This is a genomic window from Subtercola boreus, assembly GCF_006716115.1.
Taxonomy (GTDB): domain Bacteria; phylum Actinomycetota; class Actinomycetes; order Actinomycetales; family Microbacteriaceae; genus Subtercola; species Subtercola boreus.
The window spans coordinates 277,444-291,026 of record NZ_VFOO01000001.1; the positions used below are offsets into that span (position 1 = coordinate 277,444).

Consider the following 13,583-nt stretch of genomic DNA (forward strand, 5'->3'; position numbering starts at 1 on the left):
GTCCTTCGTTTTGGCTCGCCTCTTCGGCACCGACGGTGTGCGTGGGCTCGCGAACAGAGATGTCACGGCAGATCTGGCTCTTCGCGTGGCCCAGGCCGCCGCTGTGGTGCTCGGCGCACCGGCACGCGCAGCCGGCCGTCGACCGATCGCGGTTCTCGCACGAGACCCGCGTACCTCCGGTGATTTCATCGCCGCAGCGGTCGCGGCCGGCTTCGCCAGTTCCGGCGTCGACGTCTTCGATGCCGGTGTGATTCCCACACCGGCAGCCGCCTATCTCGTCGCTGACCTCAACGCCGACTTCGGCTGCATGATCTCCGCTTCCCACAACCCCGCGCCCGACAACGGCATCAAGTTCTTCGCCCGTGGTGGCAAGAAGCTCGACGACGAGATCGAGGAGGCCATCGAGGCCGCCCTCGGTGAACCGTTCCTCGTGCCACTCGGCGGCGATGTCGGCCGCATCAGGCGCTTCGCCGACGCCGAGGACCGCTACGTGGTCCACCTCCTCGGTACCCTCCCGCACCGGCTCGAGGGCCTGCATGTCGTGCTCGACTGCGCCCACGGTGCCGCTGCCGGCGTCTCGCCCGACGTCTTCACCGACGCTGGCGCACGTGTCACGGTGATGGGCAACGACCCGAACGGCGAGAACATCAACGACGGGGTGGGATCCACGCATCTCGACGGCCTCGCCGCCGCAGTCATCGCCCACGGCGCAGACCTCGGCATCGCCCACGACGGAGACGCCGACCGGTGCCTCGCGGTCGATGCGACGGGTGCCGTCGTCGACGGCGACCAGATCATGGCCATCCTCGCGACGGCCCTCGACTCCCGCGGCGCGCTCGTCGAACGCACGCTCGTCGCCACGGTGATGTCGAATCTCGGGCTTCGTCGCGCGATGGCCGAGCAGGGCATCCGGATGCTCGAGACCAAGGTCGGCGACCGCTATGTGCTCGAGGCGATCAACGCCCACGGCTACAACCTCGGCGGTGAGCAGTCCGGCCACATCATCTTCGGCGACTACGCCACCACGGGCGACGGCATCCTGACCGGACTGCAGCTCGCGAGCCACATGGCGGGCACCGGCAAGACCCTCGCCGAATTGGCCAGTGTCATGACGGTCTACCCGCAGACGCTCATCAACGTCTCCGGTGTGGATCGCGAACGCTCGACGACCGACGAGGTTCTGGCTGCCGCGGTCGCGGCGGCGGGCGAGGAGCTCGGCGAGACCGGGCGTGTGCTCCTGCGCCCCTCCGGAACCGAGCCGCTCGTTCGCGTGATGGTGGAGGCCGCCGACCAGGCGACCGCCGACCGCGTCGCCGGTGAGCTGGCCGCCGTCGTGCGCGAGCGCTTGGCGCTCTAGCGCTGCGCTAGCGTCAGAGCTTCCGCACGAGCACGCGCTTCACCGCGTGGTTCGCGCCCTTCTGCAGCACCAGGGTCGCCCGCGACTTCGTCGGCAGCACGTTCTGCACGAGGTTCGGCTGGTTGATGGATGCCCAGATCGAGTGCGCGGTGCGCCTCGCCTCCTCCTCGGTGAGGCTCGAGTACCGGTGGAAGTACGAGCTCGGGTTCGCGAACGCGCCGCGCTGGAGCTTCAGGAAGCGCTCCTCGTACCAGTGCGCGATGTCGGTGGTGCGGGCATCCACATAGATCGTGAAGTCGAACAGGTCGCTGACGGCGAGCCGGTGGCCGGGGGAGGGCGGCTGCAGCACGTTCAGTCCTTCGACGATGAGGATGTCGGGCTGACGCACCACGATCTGCGCATTCGGCACGATGTCGTAGCTGAGATGCGAGTAGAAGGGTGCGCGCACCTCCTCTGCCCCGCTCTTCACGGCGCTCACGAAACGGAGCAGCGCGCGCCGGTCGTAGCTCTCGGGGAAGCCCTTGCGGTCCATGATGCCGCGGCGGTTCAACTCGTGGTTCGGCAGCAGGAAGCCGTCGGTGGTGACGAGTTCGACGCGGGGCGTGTCGTCCCAGCGGGCGAGCAGTTCGCGGAGCAGGCGTGCAATGGTCGACTTTCCCACGGCGACCGAGCCGGCCACGCCGATGACGAACGGGGTGCGCCTGGCCCGCTCGCCGAGGAAGTCGGCGGTCTGCCGGTGCAGGTTCTGGCGGGCTGCGGCGTACAGGTTCAGCAGCCGGCTGAGCGGCAGGTAGACCTCGCTGACCTCCGTCATGTCGAGCGGCTCGCCGAGGCCGCGCAACTGCACGATCTCGGTTTCGAGGAGGGGATGGGGGGTCGCGGGGGCGAGAGCGGCCCAGTCTGCCCGGTCGATCTCGACATAGGGGGTCGTGTGGTTCACGGTGGGAATCGACGCGGAATCAACCATAGGTGTCCATTGTGCCTCAACACACAGACGGCCCCTGTAAAATCGGATCCATGTGTGGAATCGTGGGCTACGTCGGACGACCAAAAAGCCTGGAGGTTCTCCTCGGGGGGCTGCGGCGACTCGAGTACCGGGGCTACGACTCCGCCGGGGTGGCGATCATCACCGAAGACGGCGATCTCGTCACGCGGAAGAGGGCAGGCAAGCTCGCTGTACTGATCGATGACCTGGCCGCAGAAGCACTCACCGACGGGTCGACGGGCATCGGCCACACCCGCTGGGCGACCCACGGCGGTCCGACCGACGTCAACGCGCACCCGCATCTCAGCCGGGACGGCAAGCTCGCGCTCATCCACAACGGCATCATCGAGAACTTCGCAGAGCTGAAGGCCGAACTGCTCGCCGACGGCTACGCCTTCGAGAGCGAGACCGACACCGAGGTCGCCGCGAAGCTGCTGGGCCGCGAGTACGAGTCCGGCGGCGGGCTCGCGGCAGCGCTCGGTCGCGTCGTGGTGCGCCTCGAGGGTGCCTTCACGCTGCTGGCCCTCCACAAGGACGAGCCGCTCGTCGTCGTGGGTGCGCGCCGCAACTCCCCGCTCGTGATCGGCCTGGGCGAGGGCGAGAACTTCCTGGGTTCGGATGTCGCGGCCTTCGTCGAGCACACCCAGCGCGCGGTGGCCATCGGCCAGGACCAGATCGTGACGATCACCCCCGACACGGTCACCGTGACCGACTTCTTCGGCACCGAGGTGCAGCCGACCGAGTTCCAGGTCTCGTGGGATGCTTCCGCCGCCGAGAAGGGCGGCTGGTCGAGCTTCATGGCGAAGGAGATCAGCGAGCAGCCCGAGGCTGTGGCGAACACGCTCCGTACACGCATCCACGACGACCACGTCGTTCTGCCCGACCTCGCCGGTCTCGAGGATTCGCTGGCCGGCATCGATCGCATCGTGATCATCGCCTGCGGCACCGCGAGCTATGCGGGGATGCTCGGCAAGTACGCCATCGAGAAATGGGCGCGCATCCCGATCGAGGTGCAGCTCTCGCACGAGTTCCGCTACAGCGAACCGGTGCTCTCGCCGACGACGCTCGTCGTGTCGATCAGCCAGTCGGGGGAGACGATGGACACGCTGATGGCCGTGAAGTACGCGATCGAGGCCGGGGCGAAGACCCTCTCGATCTGCAACACGCAGGGTGCGACGATCGCCCGCGAGTCGGATGCGGTGATCTACACCCACGCCGGCCCCGAGGTCGCTGTCGCGTCGACGAAGGCGTTCGTCGCCCAGATCGCGGCGCTCTACCTCTTCGGTCTGCATCTCGCCGAGGTGCGCGGCACGCTGTCGGCCGAGGCGACGAAGGAGGCGCTCGGCGAGCTGTCGAGCATCCCCGGGAAGCTCGAGCAGGTGCTTCTCACGAAGGAGCGCATCCAGGAGCTGGCGAAGTGGATGTCGGACTCCCGCGCCGTACTGTTCCTCGGGCGGCACGTGGGGTACCCGGTGGCGCTCGAGGGCGCCCTGAAGCTCAAGGAGCTGGCGTACATCCACGCCGAGGGGTTCGCGGCCGGCGAGCTGAAGCACGGACCGATCGCTCTGATCGAGCCGGGCCAGCCCGTCTTCGTGGTCGTGCCGAGCCCGCGCGACCCGAACTCGCTGCACGCCAAGGTGGTCTCGAACATCCAGGAGATCCGGGCCCGCGGTGCGCGGATCCTCGCAATCGCCGAGCAGGGTGATGCTGCAGTGCTGCCGTTCGCCGACGAGGTCATTCCGATCCCGCTGGCGGGTGCGCTGTTCGAGCCGCTGTTGGCCGTCGTTCCGCTGCAGATCTTCGCGATGGAGTTGGCGACCGCCAAGGGCCTCGACGTGGATCAGCCGCGCAACCTCGCCAAATCGGTCACGGTCGAGTAGCCGGGGGCCGGGACTCGTGATCATCGGTGTCGGCGTCGACATCGTCGATGTGCCGCGGTTCAAGCGCCAACTGACGCGCACGCCGGCCCTCGTCACGCGCCTGTTCGCTGAGAGCGAACGCACCCTGTCGCTGCGCTCGCTCGCCGCCCGGTTCGCGGCCAAGGAGGCGCTGGTGAAGGCGGTCGGCGACCCGGCCGGGTTCCGCTGGCACGACGTCGAGATCGTCTCCGACGAGCTCGGCCGGCCCTCGTTCCGGCTTGCCGGGTTCGCGGCGGAGTCGGTGGCAGCTCACGGCATCGAGACGCTGCACCTGTCGATGAGCCACGACGGCGACTCTGCGTGCGCGTTCGTGGTCGGCGAAGGAAGTGCGCGATGACGGAGCCGGAAGAGGTGCGGCAGCCGTTCAGGCTGGCCGCCGTCGACCTCGGTGCGATCCGGCACAACGTGCGCGCTGTCGATGCTCTGGTCGGGCCGGACACGGCCGTGATGGCCGTCGTCAAGGCGAACGGCTACGGCCACGGCGCGGTCGAGGTGGCTCGCGCGGCGATCGAGGCCGGCGCGACCTGGCTCGGCGTCGCCGATCTCGACGAGGCGGTGGCGCTCCGGGATGCCGGACTCGACGTTCCCGTCCTGGCGTGGCTGCACGGGCAGGATGCCCGGTTCGATGAGGCTGTGATTCGCCGAATCGATGTCGGGGTGAGCTCAGTGGCGCAGCTGGATGCTGTCGCGCGCGCCGTCGAGACGGTGCGCGGGGCCGGTGCAGCGGTGGATGTGCCGGCTGCCGGTGATGGCGACGGAGATGGCGGCGCTGCTGGCGACGGTGGTGCCGACGGTGGTGCCGACGGCGAGCCCGTCGCGAGAGTGCAGCTGAAGCTCGACACGGGGCTCGGCCGGAACGGCGCAGCGCGAAGCGAGTGGATAGCCCTGTTCTCTCGCGCGGCGGAGCTGCAGCAGGCGGGAGTGCTCACTGTCACGGGCCTGTTCAGCCACCTCTCGAACACGAACGAGGAGGAGGATCGTGCGCAGCTCCGGCAGCTCACGGCTGCGGTCGCCGAAGCTCGTGCTGCGGGGATCGAGCCCACGGTCATCCACCTCGCCTCCACGGCGGCGACGCTGAGGTTGCCCGAGGCCCGGCTGTCGATGGTGCGGCTCGGCATCGGGATGTATGGTCTGTCGCCGTTCGACGGTGTGACGTCGGCCGAACTCGGGCTGCGTCCGGCGCTCCGCGTCGAGGGACGCGTGATCTCGGTGAAACGGGTGCCGGCCGACAGTGCGGTGTCGTACGGGTACACCTACCGCACGGCAGGGGAGTCGACGTTGGCGCTGGTGGGGCTCGGCTATGCCGACGGGATCCCGCGGCTCGGGTCGAACCGGGCACCGGTGTGGATCCGGGGCGAGCGTCACCGGGTGTCGGGCCGCATCGCGATGGACCAGTTCGTCGCCGACGTGCACGACGCCCCCGTCGAGGTCGGGGACCGGGTCGTGCTGTTCGGGGATCCCGCCGAGGGCTACCCCTCTGCGGACGACTGGGCGGAATCGGCCGAGACCATCAACTACGAGATCGTGACCCGCATCGGCCCACGGTTCGAGCGGAGGTACGAGTCATGAGCGGAGCGGCTCCCGAACGTGTGGCACGCATCAACCTCGACGCGTTCCGGCACAACGTGCGGACGCTTGTGGCACTCGCGCGACCGGCGGAGACGATGCTCGCCGTGAAGGCCGACGCCTACGGGCACGGGATGATCGAGCTTGCCGCCGCGGCGCTCGAGGCCGGTGCGACCTCGCTGGCGGTGCTAGACATTCCCGCCGCGCTGGCGCTCCGCGCGGCCGGCTTCACGGTGCCGATCTTCGCCTGGATGCACGCGCCGGAGGCCGACTTCGACGGGGCAGTGGCCGGCGGAATCGACCTCGGGGTGTCGGCGGAGTGGCAGTTGGAACGGATCGCGGAGGCGCGGGCGCGGCTGGTTGTGGCTGCGGGTGCGGCGGCTCTGGCGACTGTGGGCGCGGCGAACGGTGCGGATGCGGCGGCCGGTGTGGGCGCGCTTCCCGCCCCGACGCGCGTGCACCTCAAGATCGACACGGGGCTGCACCGCAACGGCGCGACGGTCGAGGACTGGCCGGGGCTGGTACGACGCGCGATCGAGTTGCACGACGCGGGATCGCTTGAGCTCTACGCGGCCTGGTCGCACCTCGCCGACGCCTCGCCGGATGACGACCGCGACGCGCTCGGGCAGTTCCGTGCGGCGGTGGAGGTGGCGCAGGGGCTCGGGGCGCCGCTTCAGAAGCTCCATCTCGCGGCGAGTTCGGCGGGCATCCGGATGCCCGAAGCGCGGTTCGACATCGTACGGTTCGGCATCGCCGCCTACGGGGTCTCGCCGTTCGACGATGAGACGGCGGTCGAGCTCGGGCTTCGCCCGGTGATGACGCTCGTCGCTCCTGTCGTCTCGGTGAAGCGGGTGCCGGCCGGGCACGGGGTGTCGTACGGGTTCGACTACCGCACCGAGCGCGAGACGACGCTGGCGCTGGTGCCGCTCGGGTACGCGGACGGGATCCCGCGGGCATCCAACGGCCGGGGCGAGGTGTGGATCGCCGGTGCGCGGTACCCCGTCGCGGGTCGGGTCGCCATGGACCAGATCGTGGTGGATGTCGGCGACGCCGACGTCTCGCTGGGCGACGAGGTCGTCGTGTTCGGTGAAGCGCCACCCGGTGGCTTGCCCGCAGCGGATGACCCGGCCGTACCCACGGCAGAAGAGTGGGCGGGCTGGGCGAAGACGATCGGCGACGAGATCGTGGCCCGGATCGGCCCGCGCGTGGTGCGCGAATACGTGACGGACGAGGTTGCCGTGGCCGGCGCGGGCGACGAGTCGTGGGTGATCCCCGGGCCCGACCAGATGCACGCGCTCGGGACGGAGTTCGCGGGGCGGCTCTCCGCGGGCGATGTGCTGGTGCTGACCGGTGAGCTCGGCGCGGGCAAGACCACGTTCACGCGCGGGCTCGGCGAGGGCCTCGGGGTGCGCGGCTCTGTCACGAGCCCGACCTTCGTGCTTGCGCGGACCCACCCGAACCTGTCGACGGGCGTGCCGCTGGTGCATGTCGACGCCTACCGGCTCGGCAGCGCGGCAGAGCTCGACGACCTCGACATCGACTTCGAGCATTCGATCGTGGTCGTGGAGTGGGGATCGGGCATGGTCGGGAGCATCGTCGACGGCTACCTCGAACTGGTGATCGACCGGCCGCGGGGAGCCGCAGCAGCCGGCTCGGCAGACGCCGGCGGCGACGAACCTGTCGAACCGCGAATCGTCACCCTCCACCACCGTGGCGCGGCCGACGGGGCACGCGAGTGAGCGGCGGATCCGAGCTGCTGCTGGCGATCGACACGTCGGCGGGCACCAGTGTGGCCGTCGTGCGGGGTGGGGCGGGCATCCAGAACCCGCAGGTGCTCGGTCAGGCCGACGGATTCGACACGATGAAGCACGCCGAGGTGATCGGCCGGCTGATCGAGGGTGCGCTCGCCGAGGCAGGCGTCGGCGTCTCCGAACTCACCGGAGTGGTCGCAGGGATGGGGCCCGGACCGTTCACGGGACTGCGGGTCGGGATCGCCGCCGCCCGGGTGTTCGCGCTCGGTGCGGGCGTGCCGCTGCTGCCGATCGTCAGCCACGACGCAATCGCGCTCGCCGAAGCGCAGGGCGGGGCGACCGGCGAACTGCTCGTCGTGACGGATGCGAGGCGGCGTGAGGTGTACTGGTCGCTCTACGATCTCGGCGGGCGCGAACAGCAGGCGGCTGAGGGTTCGACCGTGCTGCCCCCGCGGCTCGCCGGGCCGGGGCTCGCGAAACCGGATGCCCTCCCGCACCCGCACGCCCGCATCACCGACGGCGCCCACGTGTCCGCCGGGCAGCTCGGTCTGGTCGCACTCGCCCTGCTGGAGACGGGCGGCCCTCTCGCTCCGGATGTCGCACTCTACCTCCGCTCGCCCGACGTGACGGTCTCCGCGGGAGCGAAACGGGTGACGCAGTGAACGGCGGCTTCGTGCTGCGGGTCGCCACCCCCGACGACGTCGACGCGATCATGCGGCTCGAGACGGTCACCTTCGAGAACGACGCGTGGTCGCGCGCGATGATGCTCGGCGACCTCAGCCAGGGCTACTGCCACTACCTCGTCGCGTTCCGGCCCGGCGACGACGATGCCGCGGAACTCAGCGGCTACGCGGGGCTGATGAGTGCACGCGGTGCGTCGGACGCCGACATCCAGACCATCGCTGTGGCACCGGATGCCCGGCGGCAGGGTCTCGGCCGGCTGATGATGGAGGCTCTGATCGCCGAGGCGGTCTCCCGGGGCGCGCGGCGCCTGTTCCTGGAGGTGCGCGCCGACAATCCGGGTGCGCAGACCCTGTACGACGATCTCGGGTTCGCGCCCATCGGAGTGCGACGCGGGTACTACCAGCCCGACGACGTCGACGCGGTGGTCATGCGGCTCGACCTGCCGGCCGGAGGTGCCGCGTGACATCCGACAACCGCGAGCCGCTCGTGCTCGGCATCGAGACCTCCTGCGACGAGACCGGGATCGGGATCGTGCGAGGCACGACCCTGCTGGCCAACGCGATCGCCTCGTCGATGGACGAGCACGCCCGGTACGGGGGAGTGGTACCGGAGATCGCCGCACGGGCTCATCTCGAGGCGCTCACCCCGACCATCCACGCCGCGCTCGCCGAAGCGCAGTTGAGCCTCGACGACCTCGATGCGATCGCCGTCACCTGCGGGCCGGGGCTCTCGGGCGCGCTGATGGTCGGTGTGGCGGCGGCGAAGGCGCTCGCGCTGTCGACCGGCAAGCCGCTCTACGCCGTGAACCACCTCGTCGGGCATGTCGGGGTGGACCTCATCACCCCGGATTCCGAACCGCTGGAGTACCCGACGATCGCGCTGCTGGTGTCGGGCGGTCACACCTCGCTGCTGCTCGTGCGCGATCTGGTCTCCGACGTCGAACTTCTCGGCGAGACCATCGACGACGCGGCAGGCGAGGCCTTCGACAAGGTGGCGCGGGTGCTGGGTCTGCCCTACCCCGGCGGGCCGCACATCGACAGGGTCGCTGTCGGGGGGAACCCGAAGGCGATCCGGTTCCCGCGCGGTCTCACCCTGCCGAAGGACCGGGAGAAGCATCGCTACGACTTCTCGTTCTCGGGGCTGAAGACCGCGGTCGCGCGCTGGGTCGAGGCGCGCGTCGATCGCGGTGAGGAGGTGCCGGTGGCGGATGTCGCGGCGAGCTTCCGCGAGGCCGTCGCCGATGTGCTGCTGACCAAGGCGCTTGCGGCGTGCGCCGACCTGGGGGTGCCGCGCCTGCTGCTCGGCGGCGGCGTGGTGGCGAACGCGAGGGTGCGGGAGCTCGCGGCCGAGCGGTGCGCGGCGGCCGGTGTGGCGCTGCGGATCCCGCCGCTCACACTCTGCACCGACAACGGCGCGATGATCGCGGCACTCGGTGCGCAGTTGATCCTCCGCGGGCACGCGCCCTCGGGGCTCGACTTCGGGGCGGATTCGACCCTGCCGGTGACCGACATCCAGGTGGTCTGAGAGGCGGCCGTTGACAGCCGCTCAGCGTTGCTGCCACGATGAAACCTCGACGAAGGAGTTCCGCCATGACTACACCCGCCTCATATTCCGCACCCGGAGCACCCGCTCGTAAGACGAACGTCATCTCGATCGTGGCGCTTGTCGTCTCGATCGTCGGCTTCACGGTCATCGGGATCGTGCTCGGTTTCATCGGGCTCAACCAGGTGAAGAAGACCGGTGAGGCCGGCCGCGGTCTCGCCATCGCTGCCATCATCATCGGTTTCGTCGAACTGGCGCTGCTGATCATCTACATCATCGTTGTGGTGGTCATCGTCGGCGCCTCTGCCGCGTCGGGCAACTACTAGCGGCTGCCGCAATACTTCGCCATCAGCGGCGAGGGGCGCCGGGGACAGGGCCGTTCTCGCTAGGCTCGGAGATGTTCTGAACGACTGACGAACGACCAACCGGAAGGAACCGTCACCATGACCGATCCCCAGAACCCCACGGGCGAGGGCACCTCCCACCCGGCCGTGCCGCCCGTCCAGGGCTCCGACACGCCGCCTCCGGCCCCGACTCCGAACGAGCCGCCGACCGCGCCGCCCGCGCCGCCGACGGCTCCGCCTGTCGCGCCGCCCGCCGCACCCACCTACTCCGCCCCGTCGGAGCCCGCCAGTGTGCCGCTCGCGAAGGACGTTCCCCCGGTTCCGCCCGCGTACGCTCCCGTGGCGCCCGCGCCGCCGGCGGCTCCGAGCTACGGGGCGCCCGGCGCTCCCGGCGCTCCGGCGTACGGCGCACCCGCCGCCTACGGCGCCGGAGCACCCGCCCCGGCGAAGGTCGCGATTCTCAGCCTGATCGGCTTCATCGCCGCGATCGTCGGTGTGCTGATCTCCGCCATCAGCTTCGGCATCGGCGGATTCATCTTCTCCGTCGCAGGCGTTGTGCTCGGCTTCATCGGCCGTCGCAAGGAGCCCGCTGCGAAGGGGTTCTGGCTGACCGCACTCATCGTCGGTTTCATCGGAGTGCTGCTGTCGATCGTGCTGGTCATCGTTCTGGCTGTCACCGTGGCTGCGGCGATCAACGACGGCACCGGATCCTACTCGTACTGAGTCGTCTCCGAGAAGGGCGCCCGGCTTCGGCCGGGCGCCCTTCCGCGTTCCGTGGGGCCCGCTACCCCACGCGATCGGCGAGGATCGCGCTGTGTCGCCCGCCGACCCGCGTGACGAACAGCGTGGCCTCCTCCGTGCCCTGCAGGGCGAGCTTCGGCCGGAGCGTCGCCGGGTCGATGTCGACCCCGCGCTTCTTGATCTCGAGGCGACCGATGCCGCGGGACTTCAGCTCCTTCTTCAGCGATGAGACGTTGAAAGGAAACACCTCCCGCACCCGGAACGCCGAGGCGAACGGAGTCTCGACCAGGCTGTCGGCGGTCAGATAGGCGATCTGCTCCGTGACCATCCGCGCGCCCATGGTTCGCGCGAGGTCGCCGATCAGCCGGGCCCGGATGACGCTGCCGTCGGGCTCGTAGAGGTAGTCCCCGAGCGCGCCCGCGTCCACGTCGTCTGAGTCGACTGCGGCGTGCAGCTCGTCGGTGCGCCCGTTCGCGATCACCAGCGCGGAACGCCGGATGCCCTCCCGGGCCAGCGCGCCGAACCACAGCCCCGTCTCCACCACGTGCCCGTCGACGGAGACCCACTGCGCCTCGGCGTCCGCGGGCAGCAGGTCGCGGTCGAGGCCCGGGCCGAGCTTGACTCCCACGGGCATCCGTTCGGCAAGGCGGAAGACATGGTCGAGCGACGGACTGTAGTCGGCTGGGTCGTTGAGGCGCGACGTGTTGGTGTGCCCGGCGGTGCGCCTCGCGGGGTCGAAGTAGAGACCGTCGACGCGGGAGACGTCGAATGACTCGGCGTCGCCGTGCTCGACGGTCGCTGTGTCGAAGGGGGCGAGGTTGTAGGAGGCGATGGCGGCCGTGACCTCGTCGCGTTCGACCGCTGTGACGGTGAGCCCGAGCCCGGCGAAGGCGAGGGCGTCGGCGCCGATGCCGCAACCGAGGTCGGCGACGCGGGTGACGCCTGCGGTGCGGAAACGGCCGGCGTGCAGGGCGGCGACGTTCAGGCGGGTGGCCTGTTCGAGCCCGGCCTCGGTGAAGAGCATCCGGTCGGCGAAATCGCCGAACTTGGCCGTTGCGCGGGCCCTCAGGCGGGCCTGGGTCATGACCGCACCGACCAGCGCTGCAGGGTAGCCGCGCTTCCGCAGGTCGGCCACCGAGCGCACGATGTTCGCCCCGTTCGTGTAGGGCGGAAGGGAGTCGAGCAGATTCAGCCCCTCGGTCGTCATCAGCTGTTCGAGCTCGGTTCTCTGCATGGGGCAAGTTTAGAGGCGGGGCGTACTGAGGCTGGCACTCAGGTTGACCGAGTGCCAGCAGCACCCCTAAAGTGGAGTTAGCACTCTCAGTGTGAGTGTGCCAAAAACATGACTTTTGAACGAAGAAAGAAGAGGTCAACTGTGTCGGTCTCCATCAAGCCGCTCGAGGATCGCATCGTCATCAAGCAGGTCGAAGCAGAAACGACCACGGCGTCGGGTCTCGTCATTCCTGACACGGCCAAAGAGAAGCCCCAGGAGGGTGTCGTCGAGGCTGTCGGCCCCGGCCGCATCGACGACAACGGCAACCGCGTGCCCCTCGACGTGAGCGTCGGCGACAAGGTCCTGTACTCCAAGTACGGCGGAACCGAGGTCAAGTACAACGGTGAAGAGTACCTGGTGCTCTCAGCTCGCGACGTTCTGGCTGTTATCGTTCGATAGTGAGTTCTTCAGAGAAGCCCGGGCCGACGAGGTCCGGGCTTTTCTATGCCCTGGGGGCCTACCTGCTCTGGGGCCTGCTGCCGGTCTACTTCGTGCTGCTGGCGCCCACCGGCCCCTTCGAGATCGTCGCGTGGCGGGTGCTCTTCTCGCTGGTGTTCTGCCTGCTGATCATCGTTGCGCTGAGGCGCTGGCGCCAGTTCGCGGCGGTGTTCCGCCAGCCCCGGCTGGTGCTCATCATGGGCGCGGCCGGTGTGCTCATCTACATCAACTGGCAGACCTTCGTCATCGCGGCGACCAGCGGCCAGATCGTCGAATCCTCCCTCGGCTACTTCATCAACCCGATCGTCACGATCCTGCTCGGCGTGTTCTTCCTGCGCGAGCGGCTCCGGCCCCTGCAATGGGTGTCGCTCGGCATCAGCGGCGTGGCGGTCGTCGTGCTCACCGTCGGCTACGGCGCGGTGCCCTGGATCTCGCTCATCATCGCGTTCTCGTTCGGCCTCTACGGCCTGGTCAAGAAACAGGTCGGCCCCCGCATCGACGCGGTGAACGGTCTCACGCTCGAGTCGATGTGGCTCGCACCTCTGATGGTCATCCAACTCGTCTTCGTCGGAGCGACCACAGGCGTCACGTTCGGGCAGGGCAGCGGCTGGCACACGGTCGGGCTGGTCGCCGCCGGGGCGGTCACGGCGGTGCCTCTGCTGCTCTTCGCGTCGGCGGCGAAGCGGCTGCCGCTCGTGCAGATGGGCTTCGTGCAGTACCTGACGCCGATCATGCAGCTGCTGACCGGGGTCTTCATCCTCGGCGAACCCATGCCGCCCGAGCGGCTCATCGGGTTCGCGATCGTCTGGATCGCGCTGCTCGTGCTGACCGTCGACCTCGTGTGGGCGGCCCGGGCATCCCGGTTACGAATTGCTAACGATATGCCGACGGCACGTTCAGAAAACATCCTCGAAACATAACGACCCTAGGTTGTACCTAATGAACGCGAGGGGCCGTCGCTGTGGGGGCTCCAGACTCGCGAG

Annotated in this window: 14 protein-coding genes; 12 read left to right on the forward strand and 2 right to left on the reverse strand. The window is 69.3% G+C overall.

What is annotated here, in order from left to right; all coding sequences use genetic code 11:
- The first annotated feature begins 10 nt into the window (after positions 1–10).
- A complete protein-coding gene (glmM, locus tag FB464_RS01380; protein WP_116415452.1) occupies positions 11–1,357 on the forward strand; it encodes a phosphoglucosamine mutase in 1,347 nt (448 codons plus the stop codon).
- A gap of 13 nt (positions 1,358–1,370) precedes the next feature.
- Here the strand turns inward: glmM and coaA are convergent, their stop codons facing one another.
- Complete coding sequence (coaA, locus tag FB464_RS01385; RefSeq protein ID WP_116415451.1) at positions 1,371–2,324, reverse strand: type I pantothenate kinase; 954 nt, start codon at positions 2,322–2,324, stop codon at positions 1,371–1,373.
- Positions 2,325–2,374: 50 nt separating this feature from the next.
- On the opposite strand from coaA, the gene glmS reads away from it, so the two are divergent.
- From glmS to FB464_RS01435, 9 genes are all read left to right on the forward strand, one after another.
- The gene (gene glmS / locus FB464_RS01390) at positions 2,375–4,222 is read left to right on the forward strand and encodes a glutamine--fructose-6-phosphate transaminase (isomerizing) (RefSeq protein WP_116415450.1); all 1,848 of its coding nucleotides are present in this window, start codon (positions 2,375–2,377) and stop codon (positions 4,220–4,222) included.
- 16 nt (positions 4,223–4,238) lie between these two features.
- Positions 4,239–4,598 (forward strand): holo-ACP synthase, encoded by a 360-nt coding sequence (locus tag FB464_RS01395; protein WP_116415449.1) that lies wholly within the window; start codon positions 4,239–4,241, stop codon positions 4,596–4,598.
- A complete protein-coding gene (gene alr / locus FB464_RS01400; RefSeq protein WP_116415448.1) occupies positions 4,595–5,830 on the forward strand; it encodes an alanine racemase in 1,236 nt (411 codons plus the stop codon). The genes FB464_RS01395 and alr (FB464_RS01400) overlap by 4 nt, the downstream gene beginning before the upstream one ends.
- Positions 5,827–7,566 carry an alanine racemase gene (gene alr / locus FB464_RS01405; protein ID WP_116415447.1) on the forward strand — a complete coding sequence of 580 codons (1,740 nt, stop codon included), beginning with the start codon at positions 5,827–5,829 and terminating at the stop codon, positions 7,564–7,566. The genes alr (FB464_RS01400) and alr (FB464_RS01405) overlap by 4 nt, the downstream gene beginning before the upstream one ends.
- Entirely contained in the window at positions 7,563–8,240 is a 678-nt protein-coding gene (tsaB, locus tag FB464_RS01410; protein ID WP_246092872.1) for a tRNA (adenosine(37)-N6)-threonylcarbamoyltransferase complex dimerization subunit type 1 TsaB, read from the forward strand. Before alr (FB464_RS01405) ends, tsaB begins: the two co-directional genes overlap by 4 nt.
- Positions 8,237–8,725, forward strand: coding sequence for a ribosomal protein S18-alanine N-acetyltransferase (rimI, locus tag FB464_RS01415; protein ID WP_342780631.1), 489 nt, complete (start codon positions 8,237–8,239; stop codon positions 8,723–8,725). Before tsaB ends, rimI begins: the two co-directional genes overlap by 4 nt.
- Complete coding sequence (tsaD, locus tag FB464_RS01420) at positions 8,722–9,786, forward strand: tRNA (adenosine(37)-N6)-threonylcarbamoyltransferase complex transferase subunit TsaD (protein ID WP_116415446.1); 1,065 nt, start codon at positions 8,722–8,724, stop codon at positions 9,784–9,786. The genes rimI and tsaD overlap by 4 nt, the downstream gene beginning before the upstream one ends.
- Positions 9,787–9,851: 65 nt before the next feature.
- On the forward strand, positions 9,852–10,130 hold the full coding sequence (locus FB464_RS01425) for a DUF4190 domain-containing protein (protein ID WP_170151943.1): 279 nt from the start codon (positions 9,852–9,854) through the stop codon (positions 10,128–10,130).
- A 117-nt stretch (positions 10,131–10,247) separates the two neighbouring features.
- Positions 10,248–10,871, forward strand: coding sequence for a YybS family protein (locus FB464_RS01435; RefSeq protein WP_170151818.1), 624 nt, complete (start codon positions 10,248–10,250; stop codon positions 10,869–10,871).
- A gap of 61 nt (positions 10,872–10,932) precedes the next feature.
- On the opposite strand, the gene FB464_RS01440 is transcribed toward FB464_RS01435, so the two are convergent.
- Positions 10,933–12,123 (reverse strand): class I SAM-dependent methyltransferase, encoded by a 1,191-nt coding sequence (locus FB464_RS01440; protein WP_116415442.1) that lies wholly within the window; start codon positions 12,121–12,123, stop codon positions 10,933–10,935.
- Between the two features lie 141 nt (positions 12,124–12,264).
- Here FB464_RS01440 and groES point away from each other — a divergent pair, with 141 nt between their 5' ends.
- Together groES and rarD are read left to right on the forward strand one after the other, a co-directional pair.
- Positions 12,265–12,561, forward strand: coding sequence for a co-chaperone GroES (gene groES / locus FB464_RS01445; RefSeq protein ID WP_116283854.1), 297 nt, complete (start codon positions 12,265–12,267; stop codon positions 12,559–12,561).
- Positions 12,561–13,520, forward strand: a complete 960-nt coding sequence (gene rarD / locus FB464_RS01450; protein WP_116415441.1) for an EamA family transporter RarD — start codon at positions 12,561–12,563, stop codon at positions 13,518–13,520. The genes groES and rarD overlap by 1 nt, the downstream gene beginning before the upstream one ends.
- Positions 13,521–13,583 lie beyond the last annotated feature (63 nt).

Bases quoted from the DNA above. Each gene is read 5' to 3' on its own strand.
- coaA (WP_116415451.1), bottom strand. From the start codon at position 2,324: ATGGTTGATTCCGCGTCGATTCCCACCGTGAACCACACGACCCCCTAT.
- glmS (WP_116415450.1), top strand. From the start codon at position 2,375: ATGTGTGGAATCGTGGGCTACGTCGGACGACCAAAAAGCCTGGAGGTT.
- alr (WP_116415448.1), top strand. From the start codon at position 4,595: ATGACGGAGCCGGAAGAGGTGCGGCAGCCGTTCAGGCTGGCCGCCGTC.
- alr (WP_116415447.1), top strand. From the start codon at position 5,827: ATGAGCGGAGCGGCTCCCGAACGTGTGGCACGCATCAACCTCGACGCG.
- FB464_RS01425 (WP_170151943.1), top strand. From the start codon at position 9,852: ATGACTACACCCGCCTCATATTCCGCACCCGGAGCACCCGCTCGTAAG.
- FB464_RS01435 (WP_170151818.1), top strand. From the start codon at position 10,248: ATGACCGATCCCCAGAACCCCACGGGCGAGGGCACCTCCCACCCGGCC.
- FB464_RS01440 (WP_116415442.1), bottom strand. From the start codon at position 12,123: ATGCAGAGAACCGAGCTCGAACAGCTGATGACGACCGAGGGGCTGAAT.